Here is a 15937-nt window from a genome sequence, read left to right as displayed (position 1 = left end):
GAGCCCGTGGGGCCCCGCAGGCGCTCCCTCGGCGCGGGGCCGGGCACCCCCGCAGGCGGACGGGCCACAGACAGGGAGGGGGCGAAGCCATCGAGGACGCCGTCGGCAGCGAGCTCGTCGACGAGGACTACGACGACGTGGCCGACGCCGCCAGGACCGCGATCTTGTTGACCAGCAGCATGAACCGGAACCCGTACCCACCAGCCGGTGGGGGCCCTCTCCGCGTCTGCGGGGCGCCGGTCAGACCGTGCGGAACGCCAGCACCACGTTGTGCCCGCCGAAGCCGAACGAGTCGTTCAGCGCGGCGATGCGGCCCTCGACGGGCAGCTTGCGCGCCTCGCCGCGGACGATGTCGGCGTTGGCCTCGGCCTCGGGGTCGATGTTCTCCACGTTGATGGTCGGCGGGGCGATCCGGTGGTACAGCGCCAGCACGGTCGCCACGGACTCCACACCGCCCGCGCCGCCGAGCAGGTGACCGGTCATCGACTTGGTCGCGGAGACCGCCATGTGGTCGGCATGGTCGCCGAACACCTTCCGCAGCGCCTTCAGCTCGGCGATGTCACCGGCCGGCGTCGAGGTGGCGTGCGCGTTGACGTGCACGATCTCGACCGGGTCCAGGTCGTTGCGGTCCAGCAGGTTCTGCAGCGCGTACGAGATGCCGCGGCCCTCGGGCTCCGGCTGCACGATGTCGTGGCTGTCGGCCGAGATGCCCTGGCCGACCGCCTCCGCGTAGACGCGGGCACCGCGCTGGGCGGCGTGCTCGGCGGACTCCAGGACGAGGACGCCGGCGCCCTCGCCGAGGACGAAGCCGTCGCGGTCCACGTCGTAGGGACGCGAGGCGCCCTCGGGGTCCTCGTTGTTCTTGGACATCGCCATCATGTTGCCGAACGCGGCGATGGGCAGCGGGTGGATCGCCGCCTCCGTGCCGCCGGCGACGACCACGTCGGCACGGCCGGTGCGGATCATCTCGATGGCGTAGCCGATGGCCTCGGCGCCCGACGCGCAGGCGGAGACCGGGGTGTGCACGCCGGCGCGGGCGCCCACGGCCAGGCCCACGTTGGCGGAGGGGCTGTTCGGCATGAGCATGGGCACGGTGTGCGGGGAGACGCGGCGGACGCCCTTCTCCTTCAGCACGTCGTACTGGTCGAGCAGGGTCGTCACGCCGCCGATGCCTGACGCGATGACAGCACCCAGCCGGTCCGGGTCGACGCTGCCGTCCTCACCGGCCCTGGCGGTGAACCCGGCGTCCTGCCAGGCCTCCTGAGCGGCGATCAGGGCGAACTGCGCGGAGCGGTCCAGGCGGCGCGCCTGCGGCCGCGGGATGACCTCGGAGGGCTCCACTGCGATCTGCGCGGCGATGCGGACGGCCTGCTCGGCGGCCCACTCCTTGGTGAGGGGCGTGACGCCGGAACGGCCGGCGACCAGGCCCTCCCAGGTGGAGGCCACGTCGCCACCCAGCGGTGTGGTTGCGCCGATACCGGTGACGACCACGGTGCGATTGGTCGAGCTCACGGGAATTCTTTCTCCAACGGATACGAGGATTCAGCGGCGCCACCGCCGGGTGGCGGGGCAGCGGGCCCAGGATCCCGGCCGGCCGGCCGGGCCCCTTGAGTCACAGCCCAGGTGATCGGCTGATCAGTCCTGGTGCTTGAGGATGTAGTCGGTGGCGTCGCCGACCGTCTTGAGGTTCTTGACGTCCTCGTCCGGGATCTTGACGTCGAAGCGCTCTTCGGCGGCGACGACGACCTCGACCATGGACAGCGAGTCGACGTCCAGGTCGTCGGTGAAGGACTTGTCCAGCTGGACGTCCTCGACCGGGATCCCGGCGATCTCGTTCACGATCTCCGCGAGACCGGCGACGATCTCTTCCTGAGTGGCGGCCATGTCGGCGCTCCTTCGTAGATTCCAGAGGGTGTGGCGCCCGCCGCGGCAGCGGCAGGCCGGTGCGTGCCCGTACCGGATGCATGATCCGGCACGGAGTGCCTAGGGGAGGGTAACGACCGTCGCGGCGTAGACGAGACCCGCCCCGAAGCCGATGACGAGCGCGGTGTCGCCGCTCTTCGCCTCGCCGGTCGCCAGAAGCCGCTCCATCGCGAGCGGAATCGAGGCGGCCGAGGTGTTGCCGGTGGTGCGGATGTCACGGGCGACCGTGACGTGCTCCGGCAGTTTCAGCGTCTTCACCATCGAGTCGATGATCCGCACGTTGGCCTGGTGCGGGATGAAGACGTCCAGGTCGTCCGGGCTGATCCCGGCCGCTTCCAGCGCCTGCTGGGCGACCTTCGCCATCTCGAACACGGCCCAGCGGAACACCGCCTGGCCCTCCTGCGTGATCGCAGGGAACTTGACCTTGCCCTCGCTGTCCAGGGGCAGCTCGGACACATCGCCGATCCTGTAGCGGTCCCAGGACATGGTCTGCTTGATCGTCTGGGCCTTGTCGCCCTCGGAGCCCCACACGGTCGGGCCGATCGCGGGCTCCTGGGACGGGCCGACCACGACCGCGCCCGCGCCGTCGCCGAACAGGAAGGCCGTGGCCCGGTCCTCCAGATCGGTCAGGTCGCTCAGCCGCTCGACGCCGATCACCAGGACGTACTCGGCGGACCCCTCGACGATCATGCCCTTGGCGAGGGTGAGCCCGTAGCCGAAGCCGGCGCAGCCCGCCGAGATGTCGAAGGCCGCCGCCTTGTTCGTGCCCAGCGTGTCGGCGATCTCCGTTGCGATGGCCGGCGTCTGGGCGAAGTGCGAGACGGTGGAGACCACCACGGCGCCGATCTGCGAGGCGTCGATCCCGGCGTCGGCGATCGCCTTGCCGGAGGCCTCGACGGACATCGCCGCGACCGTCTCCTCGGGCGACGCCCAGTGCCGGGTCTCGATGCCGGAGCGCGACCGGATCCACTCGTCGGACGAGTCGATCTTCTCGAGGATCACCTCGTTCGGTACGACCCGCGTCGGGCGGTAGCCGCCCACGCCGATGATGCGCGCGTACGGGGCGCCCTTGCTCGGTTTGATCTTCGACATGACCGGTTCGGCTCCTTAGGGCGTCAGGCGTTGGTGTGCTCGGCGATCAGCGCACGGGCCGCGTCGAGGTCGTCGGGGGTCTTCAGCGCCAGCGTCTTGACGCCCGGCAGGGCGCGCTTGGCGAGACCGGTGAGCGTGCCGCCGGGGCAGACCTCGACCAGCGCGGTGACGCCGAGCTCCTTGAAGGTCTCCATGCACAGGTCCCAGCGGACCGGGTTGGCCACCTGGCCGACGAGCCGCTCGACCACCTCCGCGCCGCTGGTGACGACGGCGCCGTCCCTGTTGGAGACGTAGGAGACCTTCGGGTCGGTGGGGGAGACGCGCTTGGCGGCCTCGGCCAGCTTCTCGACCGCGGGGGCCATGTGGTGCGTGTGGAAGGCGCCGGCCACCTTCAGCGGGACGACCTTGCGCACGCCCTCGGGCTTGTCGTCGTTCAGCGCGGCGAGCTGCGCCAGGGTGCCGGCGGCCACGATCTGGCCCGCGCCGTTGACGTTCGCCGGGGTCAGGCCCAGCTTCTCCAGGTGCGCGACGCTGACCTCGGGGTCACCGCCGAGGAGGGCCGACATGCCGGTCTCGGTGATCGCGGCGGCCTCGGCCATCGCCAGGCCCCGCTTGCGGACCAGGGTCAGCGCCGCGGTCTCGTCGAGGACGCCGGCGAAGGCCGCCGCGGTGATCTCACCGACGCTGTGGCCCGCGACGGCGCCCGGGTTCGTGTCACCGAGTGCCGCGGCCGAGAGGATTCCGGCGGCGACGAGCAGCGGCTGGGCCACCGCGGTGTCGCGGATCGCGTCCGCGTCCGCTTGGGTGCCGTAGTGGGCGAGGTCCAGTCCGATGGCGTCCGACCAGGCCGCGACACGGTCGGCGGCGCCGGGCAGTTCGAGCCAGGGAGTCAGGAAGCCGGGCGTCTGGGCGCCCTGGCCGGGAGCGACGAGTACGAGCACTCTCACACTCTCTCTTGGGGACGGCCATGGCCGCCCGTGAGGACAGGGACGAAGAACACAAGGGGGTTTTGTGGGCCCCCGACAAAAGCCTAGGCCTGAGGATCTCCGTCGGCCAGACGCCCCAGGATCAGCGCGATCCTCAGCGTGAACGCGGATCGTACATCGGAGGGCGACCATCCGGTGACGTCAGTCACACGTCGGAGCCGGTAGCGCACGGTGTTCGGGTGAACGAAGAGCATCCGCGCCGCGCCCTCCAGGCTGCTGGCCTGCTCCAGATAGACACTCAGGGTCTCCAGCAGAGCGCTTCCGGCCTCCTCCAGCGGTCTGTAGATCTCCTCCACCAGCTGCTCGCGCGCGCCCGGATCACCGGCGATCGCGCGCTCGGGCAGCAGGTCGTCCGCCAGCACCGGCCGCGGGGCGTCCTGCCAGGCGGAACACGCCTTCAGCCCGGCCGCCGCGGCCTGCGCGGACCGGGTCGCCGCCAGCAGATCGGGCACCACCGGCCCGGCGACGACCGGCCCCGCGGCGAACGGCCCGATGAGCGACTTGGCGACGGCGAGCGGATTGTCGCTGCCGCCCGCGATGACGACGAGCCGGTCGCCCAGCACCCCCGTCAGCACCTGGAGCTTGGCGTGCCGGGCCGCCCGCCGGATCGCGTCGACCGTCAGTTCCGAGTCGCCGTCGGGCGCGGTGCCGAGCACCACGCACACGTGCTCGGGCGAGTTCCAGCCGAGGGCGGCGGCGCGCGAGACGGCCCCCTCGTCCGCCTCGCCGCTGAGGACGGCGTTGACGACCAGTGACTCCAGGCGGGCGTCCCAGGCACCGCGTGCCTCGGCGGCCTGGGCGTAGACCTGGGCGGTGGCGAAGGCGATCTCGCGGGCGTAGACCAGCAGCGCCTCCCTGAGCACCGACTCGTCCCCGGGGGCCGCCACTTCGTCGATGGCGGACTCCATCACCTCGATCGTGGTGCGCACCATTTCCACTGTCTGCCGCAGGGTGATGGCCCGGGTCAGCTCGCGGGGCGCGGTGCCGAAGACGTCGGTGGAGATGGCCTGGGGCCTCTCCGGGCGCCGGAACCACTCGGTGAAGGCGGCGATGCCGGCCTGCGCCACCAGCCCGATCCAGGACCTGTTCTCCGGGGGCATGGCCCGGTACCACGGCAGCGTCTCGTCCATGCGCGCGATGGCCTGGGCGGCGAGCGATCCGGAGGACTTCTCCAGCCGCTTCAGGGTCGCGGAGTGCGGATGGAGGCCGTGCGCGGCGGGTTCGTGGGTGCGGATCTCTGGTTCGGGCACGGGGACAAGACTGCCTTATCCGGACTCCGGGGCGTGCCGGGGGTCACGGCCCGGCCGGCGGCCGGGGACTACGGTGGTCTGCGTGATGGACGTACGGCGCGCCGACGAGCGCTACCGGGGCGGTGATCCGGATGCCGGGATCGAGTCCCGGCACGCCTTCTCCTTCGGCCCGCACTACGACCCCGGCAACCTCCGCTTCGGCGCGCTGATCGCCTGCAACGAGGAGCACCTCGCCCCCGGCGCCGGCTTCGGCGAACACCCGCACAGCCACACCGAGATCGTCACGTGGGTGGTCGAGGGCGAGCTGACGCACCGGGACTCGGCGGGCCACGCCACGGTCGTCCGCCCCGGCGACGTGCAGCACCTGAGCGCGGCGGCGGGCGTGCGCCACGTCGAGCGCAACGACGGCACGGCCCCGCTGACCTTCGTGCAGATGTGGCTGGCCCCCCTGGAGCCCGGCGGCGCCCCGTCCTACGAGGTGGTGCGCGGCCTCACCGGCGCCACGCCGTACGCGGTCCGCCGGGCGGGCGCGGTCCTCCACGCCTTCCGCCTCTCCCCGGGCGAGCGCAGGGCACTCCCGGACGCGGCCTCCGCGTACGTCCACGTCGTACGCGGAGAGGTCCGCCTGAACGGCGAACGCCTGGGCCCGGGCGACGCGGCCCGCATCACGGACGCGAAGGACACGGAGGCGGTGGCCGTGACGGCGGCGGAACTCCTCGCATGGGAAATGCCGGACCCCGCCCCGAACCCCGCCGAACCGCCGAGCAGTTGAGCCGGCGTTTCGGCTGAGGTCGGCCATGCCCACCGGCCCGTCCGGTGTTTCAGCCGAGACCGGCCACCTCGCACCGGCCCGTCCGGCGTTTCAACGAGGCTGACCGTCCCCACCAGCCCGTCCGGCGTTTGAGGACGAGGCCGTCCAGGCCGAACGGGGGGCCGGGGGCGCAGCCCCCGGTACGGGACGGGTAGGGGCGGCGGGGGCGAGAAAAAGCCCACCCCGAGCCCCGCCCCCGGCCAACCTCAGCCCCGCACCTCCGCAAGCACCGCGTCGGTGAACCGCGGCCACACCTCCACCGCCCACGCCCCGAACGCCCGGTCCGCCAGAGCCACGCACGCCACCCCCGCATCCGGATCGACCCACAGAAACGTCCCCGACTGCCCGAAGTGCCCGAACGTCCGCGGCGACGACGACGCCCCCGTCCAGTGCGGCGCCTTCCCGTCCCGGATCTCGAACCCGAGCCCCCAGTCGTTGGGGTTCTGGTGCCCGTACCCCGGCAGCACCCCCTTCGTGCCCGGGTACTGCACCGTCATCGCCTCGGCGACCGTCCGCGGGTCCAGCAGCCGGGGCGCCTGCACCTCCGCCGCGAACCGGGCCAGGTCCTCCACCGTCGACACCCCGTCCTTCGCCGGGGAGCCGCCGCCGTCCAGCGTCGTGGCCGCCATGCCCAGCGGCTCCAGGACCGCCTGCCGCAGGTACTCCGCGAACGGGATCTCCGTCGCCTTGGCGACATGGTCCCCGAGCTGCTCGAAGCCGGCGTTGGAGTACAGCCGCCGCTCACCGGGCGGGGCCGTCACCCGGTGCTCGTCGAAGGCCAGCCCCGAGGTGTGCGCGAGCAGGTGACGGACCGTCGATCCCGGCGGGCCGGCCGGCTCGTCCAGCTCGATCGCGCCCTCCTCGTAGGCGACGAGGACCGCGTAGGCCGCCAGCGGCTTGGTGACCGATGCCAGCGGGAAGCGCCGGCCGGCCGGGCCGTGCGAGCCGAGCACGGTGCCGTCCGCGCGGACGACCGCGGCGGCGGCGGTGGGGACGGGCCAGTTCTCGATCAGCGCCAGGCTCTGCAAGGACATGGCTACGAATCTAAGCGCTCCGGTCGCGCACCCCGCACCGAGGGGTCGCTCCGCGCCCGGGACGCCCACCCGGCACGGGGCGGGGGACCGGTCCGCGCCCGGGACGCCCACCCGGCACGGGGCGGGGGACCGGTCCGCGCCCGGGACGCCCACGCGGGGTCCGCGCACGGGACGCCCACCTGGCACGGGGCGGGGGACCGGTCCGCGCCCGGGACGCCCACCCGCACGCGGGTCCGCGCCCCGGTGGCCCACCCGGGACGGCGGGACCGGTCCGCGCACGGAACGGCACCCGCACCGCACCGAGGGCCCGGTCCGCGCACCGGACCCGCACCGCATCCAGGGGGCGTTCCCCGCACGGGCCGGGGGCGCCGCACCGGCGCCCCCGGCCCGCACGCCGGGCCGCGCAGGCCCCCGCGGCCCGGGGCCCTCCGGGCCGCCGCCCGAGCCCCACCGCGGAGCCCGCCCCCGCCGCCTCACAGCTGCAACCGCATCGAGGGGTCCGGCTTGCGCACGAACCCCAGCGACGCGTACAACGGCTCGGCCTCCGCCGACGCGTTCAGGTCGACCTGGCGTACGCCCTGACTCCGGAACCACTCCAGCAGCGTCTCCATGCAGGCGCGGGCATAGCCGCGGCGGCGCACGGCCGGGTCCGTCGCCACGCTGAAGACGTGGCCCACCCGCCCGTGCGGATTGCCCGCACGCCCGATCCGGTACTCGACCGTCCCGGCCACCAGCGCCGCCAGCGCCCCCGGCCGCTCCGGGTGGTCGACCACGAACGCCGCGAAGCCGCCGTCCGGCTCCGCGAGCCGGCGGCGCACGGTCGGCAGGGACTCCGTGTGCCACTCCGCCGAGGAGTCGGCGGAGAAGACGGAGTCGATCATCACCTGGCGCAGGCGCAGCAGTTCCTCGGCGTCCTCGGGCAGGGCGCGGCGTACGGCAGTCATGGCGGCACGGTAGCCACCGGAGCCGTGGCGCGTCCTCCTCGTTTCGCGACGGGTTCCGCTTGCCTGGAGCGCACTCCAAGGTCATAGCGTGGAGGCCATGACGGTGACGCAGACCACGGCTGCCGGAGTCGAGGACACCGGGCAGACCGCAGGACCCGCCACGGGCAGCGCCGACCCCTGCTCCGCCCCGCCCCCGCGGCACCCGCGGCCCGACGGGCAGGACGGCTACACGATCAGCGAGGTCGCCGCCCTCACCGGCCTGACGGCCCACACCCTGCGCTGGTACGAGCGGATCGGGCTGATGGCCCACGTCGACCGTTCGCACACCGGCCAGCGCCGCTACACCAACCGCGACCTGGACTGGCTCGACCTCGTCGGCAAGCTGCGGCTGACCGGCATGCCGGTCGCCGACATGGTCCGGTACGCGGAGCTGGTGCGGGCGGGCGAGGCGACGTACGGCGAGCGGTACCAGCTGCTCCAGGCCACCCGCCGGGACGTCCTGGCCCGGATCGCCGAACTCCAGGACACGCTCGCGGTGCTCGACCGCAAGATCGGCTTCTACGCGGACGCCGGGCGCGCCTACGAAACGGAGAGGACTCGATGACCGACAGCAGGTTGCCGACCGTACGGCTGGGCGAGAGCGGGCCGGAGGTCGGCGTGCAGGGCCTCGGCTGCATGGGGATGAGCTTCGCCTACGGGCCCTCGGACGCCCGGGAGTCGCGGGCCACGCTGGAGCGTGCCCTGGAGCTGGGCGTGACCCTCTACGACACCGCAGACTCCTACGGCGCGGGGGAGAACGAGCGCTTCCTGTCGCCGTTCTTCCGGGCGCACCGCGACGAGGTGGTGATCGCCACCAAGTTCGCCCTGTCGATCCCGCCGGACGAGCCGACGAAGCGGATCATCCGCAACGACCCGCCGTACATCCGCCGGGCCGTCGAGGCGAGCCTGAAGCGCCTGGACGTCGACGTCATCGACCTCTACTACATGCACCGCCGTCACGTGGACGTCCCGATCGAGGAGAGCGTCGGGACCATGGCCGAGCTGGTGCGCGAGGGCAAGGTGAAGCACCTGGGGCTGAGCGAGGTGACGGCCGGGGAGCTGCGGGCGGCGCAGGCCGTGCACCCGATCGCCGCCGTGCAGTCGGAGTGGTCGCTGTTCAGCCGGGACATCGAGGCGCACGTCGTGCCGGCCGCCCGGGAGCTGGGCGTGGGGCTGGTGCCGTACTCGCCGCTGGGCCGGGGTTTCCTTGCCGGCACGTTCACCGACGCCGAGCAGGACCTCACGAACGACGACTTCCGCCGCACGATGCCGCGGTTCCAGGGCGGCAACGCCGCAGCGAACGCGGCGCTGCTGGAGCCCGTCCGCGCGGTGGCCGGGGCCCACGGCGTCTCCCTCGCCCAGGTGGCGCTGGCCTGGGTGCAGCAGCGGTCGGCCGTGCACGGCCTGCCGGTCGTCCAGATCCCGGGCACCCGCAAGCCCCACCGGGTGGAGGAGAACGTGGCGGCGACGCGGATCGTGCTGACCGAGGAGGAGCTGGCGCTGCTGGAGCCCGTCGCGGCGAAGGTCGCGGGCACCCGCTACGCGGACATGTCCTTCACATCGGCGGGCCGCGAGTAGCGAACGGCGCGGAACCAGCCCCCCGGGGCGGGGCGGTTCCCCGGCCGCGGTCGACCGCCGGGGCCTCACGGCTCGTCCGGCGCGGAACCAGACCTCGAACGAGGCGGGAAACCCGGTCTCGGCCGTCGGCCGCCGAGCGCCCCCGGCCGGCCGCCGGACGCACCGCCGCCCGCCCGGCGCAGCTCCCGCGACGGACAGGCAGGCGTCCGCGACGGCCCGTGGGGGGCTCATCCGGCCGGGAAGCACCACCCGGCAGGCAGTCCCTGCCCGGCGGGAACCAGCCACGGCCAAGCCGTGGGCCCGGCCCCGCCGGCGGACGGCCGGCGGCCCGCCCGGCGCAGGCCCCGCCACCGAGCAGGCACGCCCGGCACGGCCCGCGGGGGTTCCTCACCCGGTGGGGAACCCCGCCGGCTACAGCTCCGCCAGCAGCTGCGCCTTCTTCGTGGTGAACTCCTCGTCCGTCACCAGGCCCGCCCGGTGCAGTTCGCCGAGGTGGCGGATCCGCTCGGCGATGTCGGCCGGGTCGCGGCGCGGGGCCGGGACCGGCAGGGGCGTGGCCGGGCCGCTCGCCCGGGCCGCGGCCAGCACGGCCGCCGCGAACGGCAGCGACTCGTGCACCGGCCCGTACCCGAGGCCGAACACGACCGCGGCCGGATCCTGGTCCGGCTGCGGGGGCCGCGCGGCGTCCGGGACCCGGCGCAGCAGCCGCAGGTGCCCCTCGAAGACCTCGGGGGAGCGCCACTCCACTCCGCCGAGGTCGGCGACCGGGAAGCTCTGGTCGCCGGCCTTCCACTTCGCGGACGACGCGCCGGCCCAGGACCACCGGAAGCGCACCGTCGTGCCGTCGAAGGACGCCTTCGCGTCGTACGCCTTGAACCGCAGCGGCGCCTCGGGCGCGGCCACCAGGTGGCGCTCGGCCGGACCGGTGCCGCCGAGCCGGCCGCGCAGTTCGTCGGCGTAGTACTCGGCGAGCGTCTCCCGCTCGGCGGGCAGCACCAGCCGGTAGGGGTCGCATCCCTCCCGCAGCTGGCCCGCGGCCGCCTCCATCAGCGGATCGGCGCCGGGCCGGGGCTCCGCCCGCAGGACGACGGTCCCGCGCCGGCCCGCCGTCAGCGTCACACCCGCGAGCGCGGCCAGCGGTACGCGGCGCTCCCCGAGCGCCTGCAAGAGCTTCGGTGTGCGCAGCCCCCGCTCGTAGCGGATGAGGACGGAATCGGACGTGAACTCCCAGGCGGCGTGAAATCCGGCCAGTACGTCACCCATGCGGCTCATCGTAGGCGGCACGAGCTTCTTCGTCCCCTCCCCGCGCGGACCGCGGTTTCTGCGCCGCTACGCGCGTCCGGCCGTCAGGGTGCCGGTCACGTCCCGCCGGCACCCGTCGTCGTCGGTGGCGCACCGGACGGTGTCATATGCGCCAACTCCGATCTCGGCGAGGTTCGTCAGGCTGTCGGTGCCCGGCTCGAAGTACCCGGCGTGCCCCCTGGCCTGCCGCGCCGAGAGCACCCGCGCCCCGAACGCGGAGGAGACCGGGTCGGCGCCGTGCCCGAGGCCTCCGAGCTCCAGGTAGGGCACGTCCTGGATCCAGTCGGTGGCGTCCCGCATCGCCCACACCCGGGCGGTGGTGCGCAGGTGTGCCGCGCTGGGCACCCGCATGCCGGGGCTGCCCGCCACCGCGATGTCGCTCACCCGGGCCGGCAGCGAGCGGGCGCCGACGCCGCACACCACGGAGCCGTAGCTGTGGCAGAACAGCGAGACCGGTCCGCGGCCGGGCAGCGCCCGCACCAGCGCGTTCAGCCGGACCGCGCCCTCCTCGGCGCGCATGGCGGTGGCCGCGTCCACGCCGAGCCCGCTGGGCGCGGTGTAGTCGGCCCAGGCGATCACGGCGGTGCGGGTCGCCGGGCTCGCCGTGCGCTCGGCCGTGTGCAGCGCCTTCGCCATTCCGGCCGGCGCGGAGTACGGGCGGGAGGTCCGCTGGAAGGTGAGCACGTCGGTGTCGACGCCGGGCACGACGACGGAGATCCGCTCGGCCTTCGCCAGATCGCCGAACACCTCCGCGACCCGGCCGGAGCCCTGCGGGTCGAAGGCGAGGACCTGCCGATTCCCGGCCATCAGCGCCGTGTAGCGGTGCATGCGGCGGCCCGCGTCCTGCTGCCCGGCGGCGGTGAGCCGGCTGTCGTGCATGCGTTCCAGCTCGGCCGCGCGGGCCTGCCGGAGCGCCACGCGGTTCGCCCGGTAGCGCAGCTCGACGGGCGCGCCGTTCATGTTGCCGACCGCGAGCGGATAGCGGCGGGCGAGCCGGTTGCGGTCGTGGGCGGTCAGGGAGGCGAAGAAGCGGGCGATCCGCGCGGGCGCGGCGTCCGGGCCGGGCAGCCGGTGGCCGCGCAGGTGCCCGTGCTCCCAGGCGGTCACCGAGGCACGGAGCGCGTTGGCCCCCGGGTGGCTGCGCAGGGCGGTCCAGCCCGTGGTCGCCAGCATCACGAAGACCACGGCCAGGGCGAGCAGCGCACGCCAGACGTTGAATTGCGGGGAGGTGTCGAAGGAAGTCACTGAAAGGACACACTAGGAGAACGAGAGGGTCTCGCGTCAATCGAGTGACAGGGATCACGTTTTGATCCGCGCGATCGGGGCTCCGGCCCGCACGCCAGTTCAAGAGTCCCTGTGCGTACGGCAGTTCAGGTGCCGTCGTGGGTGCGCCAGTTCCCGGTGAGCGCGGGACCCACCTGGTCCAGATACGCGGCCGTCAGGGCCCGGATGGCCGCCAGGCTGACGTCGTCGCCGCAGCTCCACTGACGCCTCGTCACCCGCATCACCCCGCCGAAGGCGGCCACCGCCAGCCGCGGCCGCGGGTCGGCGTCCACGTCCAAACCCTCCCGCTGCGCGAGCAGGCACGCGATCCGCTCCTCCGTCTCCGCGGACCGGCGCAGATGCGCGGCCAGCAGGACGGGCGTCGACTCGATCAACCGGAACATGCGCAGGTACAGGTCGACCGGGACGACGGCCGCGACGGCGTCGCCGATGGTGTCCCAGCCCTCCAGGACGGCCCGGCGCAGCGCCTCCAGCGGGGCCTCCCCGGGCGGACGGGCGCGCAGCGACCGCACGAAGTGGGCCTCCACCATCTCCTGCACGGCGAAGGCGGCGTCCTCCTTGCCGGCGAAGTAGCGGAAGAAGGTGCGCTGGGAGACCTCGACGGCCTCGGCGATCTCGTCGACGGTGGTGCTCTCGTAGCCCTTGGTCGTGAAGAGTTCCAGCGCGACCCGCAGGAGCGCGTCCCGCGTGCGCCTCTTCTTCAGCTCGCGCAGGCCGGGAGGTGGCGCCGCCCCGGCCTCGGCGGCAGCCGCCGTCTTGCTCAACTCTCTCCGCACCTTCCGGGGCCGTGCCTGATCCCCCAGGTGAACCGCTTCCCCAATTCAGACTATAGGGGTGCGACATGTCAGTGACCGACAGGTGACCCGCTTTGTCAACTGTCAGTGGCTGTCACTAGCCTTGAAGTATGACTAGTCAGACCACCGTCGATTCGACCGGGCCGGGGGGCAAGGCGTCTTCGGGCCCGTCGGGCCCGGCGCCGGCCGGGGGACTGCGCGGGCACCCCTGGTTCACGCTCATCACTGTCGCCGTAGGGGTCATGATGGTGGCCCTGGACGGCACCATCGTGGCCATCGCGAACCCGGCGATCGCCAAGGACCTCGGCGCGAGCTTCGCCGACGTCCAGTGGATCACCAACGCCTACTTCCTCGCCCTCGCGGTCTGCCTGATCACCGCGGGCAAGCTCGGCGACCGCTTCGGGCACCGGCAGACCTTCCTCATCGGCGTGACCGGCTTCGCCGCCGCCTCCGGAGCCATCGGCCTGTCCCACAGCATCGCGATGGTCGTCACCTTCCGGGTCTTGCAGGGACTGTTCGGCGCGCTGCTGATGCCCGCCGCGCTCGGACTGCTGCGGGCCACCTTCCCGGCCGAGAAGCTCAACATGGCCATCGGCATCTGGGGCATGGTCATCGGCGCCTCGACCGCGGGCGGCCCCATCCTCGGCGGCGTCCTGGTCGAGCACGTCAACTGGCAGTCCGTGTTCTTCATCAACGTGCCGGTCGGCCTGCTCGCCCTGGTCCTGGGCGCGCTCATCCTGCTCGACCACCGGGCGGAGAACGCGCCGCGCTCCTTCGACATCCTCGGTATCGCGCTGCTGTCGGCCGCGATGTTCTGCCTGGTGTGGGCGCTCATCAAGGCCCCGTCGTGGGGCTGGGGCGACGGGTGGACCTGGGCCTTCATCGGCACCGCCGTCCTCGGCTTCGCGCTGTTCGCCTTCTGGGAGACCAGGGTGAAGGAGCCGCTGGTCCCGCTGGGGCTGTTCCGCTCCGTCCCGCTGTCGGCGGGCGTGGTCCTGATGGTCCTCATGGCCATCGCCTTCATGGGCGGCCTGTTCTTCGTCACCTTCTACCTGCAGAACGTGCACGGCATGAGCCCCATCGACGCCGGCCTGCACCTGCTGCCGCTGACCGGCATGATGATCGTCGGCTCCCCGCTCGCGGGCGTGCTGATCACCAAGCTGGGCCCGCGCGTCCCGCTGGCCGGCGGCATGGCGGCCACCGCGGTCGCCATGTACGGGATGTCCACGCTCGAGGTGGACACCTCCAGCGCCACCATGTCCCTCTGGTTCGCCGTCCTGGGCTTCGGCCTCGCGCCCGTCATGGTCGGCGCCACCGAGGTCATCGTCGGCAACGCGCCCCTGGAGCTGTCCGGCGTGGCCGGCGGGCTCCAGCAGGCCGCGATGCAGATCGGCGGCAGCCTCGGCACGGCCGTCCTGGGCGCCGTGATGGCCTCCAAGGTGGACAACGACCTCGCCGGCAACTGGGCCGACGCCAAGCTGCCGCCGCTCACCCCGGCGCAGCTCGACCAGGCCTCCGAGGCGGTGCAGGTCGGCGTGGCCCCGGTGCCCAAGGGCGTGCCCGAGCAGGTCGCCGCGCAGATCACGTCCGTCGCGCACGACACGTTCATCTCCGGGATGAGCCTCGCCTCCCTCGTCGCCGCCGGCGTCGCGGCCGTGGCCGTCCTGGTCGCGCTGCTCACCAGGCGCGGGGTGAACGCCGAGGCCGGCGCGGGCGTCGGCCACCTCTGACGGTCCGTCGGTCCCGCGTTCGCTCGTCAGGGTGACTCCGCTCAAGATCGCTGGCCCTCGGCGCGCGCCGCAGGTCACAGTGGGTCAAGCCCTCCGCAGGGCATGGGGGGTGGACGGCTGCGGCGCGCTGCTGGAGGGGGGCAGCGCGCGGGCAGCGGCACCGGAGCCGCGAAGGACCCCGGTGCGGGGAGGATGGCGCGCCGCCACCGGGGTACCCGCACCACAGAACCCCGTGCACGACAACGCTGCACAGGGTTCGGGGAGTTGATGACGGCGGGCACGGGCACGACGCGCGCGGGCACCCCGGTTCACGTGGCCGGACGGGACTACGGAACCGGCCGGACCGCGCGACGCCCGGCGTCGTCGGGATCGTCCGCGCGATCGGCGGCCGCGGGGTCCCCGGCCGCCGGCCGGGGACCGGCCCCCGCCAGCACGGCCACCTCCGCCCGCAACGCCCGCACCTCCGCGGCGAGCGCCTCGATCGCCTCCGTCTGCCGCCGCTCCTCCTGGTCGTCCCGCTCGAACCGGGCGATGAACCACGCGGCGATGTTCGCGGTCACCACACCGAGCAGGGCGATCCCGGACAGCATCAGCCCGACGGCCAGCACCCGGCCCAGCCCGGTGGTCGGCGCGTGGTCCCCGTACCCCACGGTCGTCATCGTCGTGAAGGACCACCACACCGCGTCGCCCAGGGTACGGATGTTCCCGTTCGGCGCCTCCCGCTCCACCGACAGCACGGCCAGCGACCCGAACATCAGCAGCCCCACCACGGCACCGGCCACGTACGTCGTCAGCCGGATCTGCGAGGCCAGCCGCGCCCGGCGCCCGACGAGCAGCACCGTCGCCACCACACGCAGCAGCCGCAGCGGCTGGATCATCGGGAGCACCACGGCGCACAGGTCGAGCCAGTTGCGGCGGACGAACTCCCATCGCCGCCGGGTCAGCGACAGCCGTACGAGGTAGTCCACGGCGAAGGCGCCCCACACCACCCACTCCACGGCCGTGCAGGCGGACGTCACCGGCCGGCTCGCCCCGCTGTCCACGATCGGCACGGCATAGGCGGCGGCGAACGTCACCGCGAGGGCCAGCAGCGGGCGCTGGGTGCGCCGTTCCCAACGGGTCTGCGCCGAGACTTGGTCCATGGCCGCATCGTAGGGACACCGGGGACGC

At 73.5% G+C, this 15937-nt stretch carries 15 protein-coding genes; 4 read left to right on the top strand and 11 right to left on the bottom strand.

Annotated features, from left to right (window positions below; translation table 11 throughout):
- Positions 1-240: 240 nt before the first annotated feature.
- From fabF to fasR, 5 genes are all read right to left on the bottom strand, one after another.
- Entirely contained in the window at positions 241-1512 is a 1272-nt protein-coding gene (gene fabF, locus ABZ920_RS25285; protein WP_361509205.1) for a beta-ketoacyl-ACP synthase II, read from the bottom strand.
- Positions 1513-1635: 123 nt separating this feature from the next.
- The gene (locus ABZ920_RS25280; protein ID WP_141361225.1) at positions 1636-1884 is read right to left on the bottom strand and encodes an acyl carrier protein; all 249 of its coding nucleotides are present in this window, start codon (positions 1882-1884) and stop codon (positions 1636-1638) included.
- 99 nt (positions 1885-1983) lie between these two features.
- A complete protein-coding gene (locus tag ABZ920_RS25275; RefSeq protein ID WP_361509202.1) occupies positions 1984-3015 on the bottom strand; it encodes a ketoacyl-ACP synthase III in 1032 nt (343 codons plus the stop codon).
- 23 nt (positions 3016-3038) lie between these two features.
- Positions 3039-3956 (bottom strand): ACP S-malonyltransferase, encoded by a 918-nt coding sequence (locus ABZ920_RS25270; RefSeq protein ID WP_361509199.1) that lies wholly within the window; start codon positions 3954-3956, stop codon positions 3039-3041.
- 89 nt (positions 3957-4045) lie between these two features.
- On the bottom strand, positions 4046-5251 hold the full coding sequence (gene fasR / locus ABZ920_RS25265; RefSeq protein ID WP_361509196.1) for a fatty acid biosynthesis transcriptional regulator FasR: 1206 nt from the start codon (positions 5249-5251) through the stop codon (positions 4046-4048).
- 85 nt (positions 5252-5336) lie between these two features.
- Here fasR and ABZ920_RS25260 point away from each other — a divergent pair, with 85 nt between their 5' ends.
- Positions 5337-6023, top strand: a complete 687-nt coding sequence (locus tag ABZ920_RS25260) for a pirin family protein (RefSeq protein WP_361509222.1) — start codon at positions 5337-5339, stop codon at positions 6021-6023.
- 245 nt (positions 6024-6268) lie between these two features.
- Here ABZ920_RS25260 and ABZ920_RS25255 read toward each other — a convergent pair whose 3' ends face one another.
- Both ABZ920_RS25255 and ABZ920_RS25250 read right to left on the bottom strand, forming a co-directional pair.
- On the bottom strand, positions 6269-7096 hold the full coding sequence (locus ABZ920_RS25255; protein WP_361509193.1) for a serine hydrolase domain-containing protein: 828 nt from the start codon (positions 7094-7096) through the stop codon (positions 6269-6271).
- Between the two features lie 473 nt (positions 7097-7569).
- On the bottom strand, positions 7570-8040 hold the full coding sequence (locus tag ABZ920_RS25250) for a GNAT family N-acetyltransferase (RefSeq protein WP_361509190.1): 471 nt from the start codon (positions 8038-8040) through the stop codon (positions 7570-7572).
- 97 nt (positions 8041-8137) lie between these two features.
- Here ABZ920_RS25250 and ABZ920_RS25245 point away from each other — a divergent pair, with 97 nt between their 5' ends.
- Together ABZ920_RS25245 and ABZ920_RS25240 are read left to right on the top strand one after the other, a co-directional pair.
- Positions 8138-8644, top strand: coding sequence for a MerR family transcriptional regulator (locus tag ABZ920_RS25245; protein WP_361509187.1), 507 nt, complete (start codon positions 8138-8140; stop codon positions 8642-8644).
- Positions 8641-9657 (top strand): aldo/keto reductase, encoded by a 1017-nt coding sequence (locus tag ABZ920_RS25240; protein ID WP_361509184.1) that lies wholly within the window; start codon positions 8641-8643, stop codon positions 9655-9657. Before ABZ920_RS25245 ends, ABZ920_RS25240 begins: the two co-directional genes overlap by 4 nt.
- A 411-nt stretch (positions 9658-10068) precedes the next feature.
- Here ABZ920_RS25240 and ABZ920_RS25235 read toward each other — a convergent pair whose 3' ends face one another.
- From ABZ920_RS25235 to ABZ920_RS25225, 3 genes are all read right to left on the bottom strand, one after another.
- The gene (locus ABZ920_RS25235; protein WP_361509182.1) at positions 10069-10920 is read right to left on the bottom strand and encodes a DUF4429 domain-containing protein; all 852 of its coding nucleotides are present in this window, start codon (positions 10918-10920) and stop codon (positions 10069-10071) included.
- 66 nt (positions 10921-10986) lie between these two features.
- Positions 10987-12204, bottom strand: a complete 1218-nt coding sequence (locus ABZ920_RS25230) for an alpha/beta hydrolase (RefSeq protein WP_361509180.1) — start codon at positions 12202-12204, stop codon at positions 10987-10989.
- Between the two features lie 125 nt (positions 12205-12329).
- On the bottom strand, positions 12330-13007 hold the full coding sequence (locus ABZ920_RS25225; RefSeq protein WP_361509177.1) for a TetR family transcriptional regulator: 678 nt from the start codon (positions 13005-13007) through the stop codon (positions 12330-12332).
- Positions 13008-13147: 140 nt separating this feature from the next.
- Here ABZ920_RS25225 and ABZ920_RS25220 point away from each other — a divergent pair, with 140 nt between their 5' ends.
- Positions 13148-14767: an MFS transporter gene (locus ABZ920_RS25220; protein ID WP_361509174.1), complete on the top strand. Its 1620-nt coding sequence runs from the start codon at positions 13148-13150 to the stop codon at positions 14765-14767.
- 326 nt (positions 14768-15093) lie between these two features.
- Here the strand turns inward: ABZ920_RS25220 and ABZ920_RS25215 are convergent, their stop codons facing one another.
- Positions 15094-15909 (bottom strand): potassium channel family protein, encoded by an 816-nt coding sequence (locus ABZ920_RS25215; RefSeq protein ID WP_361509171.1) that lies wholly within the window; start codon positions 15907-15909, stop codon positions 15094-15096.
- Positions 15910-15937 lie beyond the last annotated feature (28 nt).

The organism is Streptomyces sp. NPDC046831, from assembly GCF_040645305.1.
Classification (GTDB): Bacteria; Actinomycetota; Actinomycetes; order Streptomycetales; family Streptomycetaceae; genus Streptomyces.
This window is presented reverse-complemented; position numbering and strand designations above follow the sequence as displayed.

What these genes read in the sequence shown, in the direction of transcription:
- ABZ920_RS25255 (WP_361509193.1), bottom strand. Translation starts at nt 7,096, where the DNA reads ATGTCCTTGCAGAGCCTGGCGCTGATCGAGAACTGGCCCGTCCCCACC.
- ABZ920_RS25215 (WP_361509171.1), bottom strand. Translation starts at nt 15,909, where the DNA reads ATGGACCAAGTCTCGGCGCAGACCCGTTGGGAACGGCGCACCCAGCGC.
- ABZ920_RS25235 (WP_361509182.1), bottom strand. Translation starts at nt 10,920, where the DNA reads ATGGGTGACGTACTGGCCGGATTTCACGCCGCCTGGGAGTTCACGTCC.
- ABZ920_RS25220 (WP_361509174.1), top strand. Translation starts at nt 13,148, where the DNA reads ATGACTAGTCAGACCACCGTCGATTCGACCGGGCCGGGGGGCAAGGCG.
- ABZ920_RS25240 (WP_361509184.1), top strand. Translation starts at nt 8,641, where the DNA reads ATGACCGACAGCAGGTTGCCGACCGTACGGCTGGGCGAGAGCGGGCCG.
- ABZ920_RS25250 (WP_361509190.1), bottom strand. Translation starts at nt 8,040, where the DNA reads ATGACTGCCGTACGCCGCGCCCTGCCCGAGGACGCCGAGGAACTGCTG.
- ABZ920_RS25280 (WP_141361225.1), bottom strand. Translation starts at nt 1,884, where the DNA reads ATGGCCGCCACTCAGGAAGAGATCGTCGCCGGTCTCGCGGAGATCGTG.
- ABZ920_RS25245 (WP_361509187.1), top strand. Translation starts at nt 8,138, where the DNA reads ATGACGGTGACGCAGACCACGGCTGCCGGAGTCGAGGACACCGGGCAG.
- ABZ920_RS25275 (WP_361509202.1), bottom strand. Translation starts at nt 3,015, where the DNA reads ATGTCGAAGATCAAACCGAGCAAGGGCGCCCCGTACGCGCGCATCATC.
- ABZ920_RS25260 (WP_361509222.1), top strand. Translation starts at nt 5,337, where the DNA reads ATGGACGTACGGCGCGCCGACGAGCGCTACCGGGGCGGTGATCCGGAT.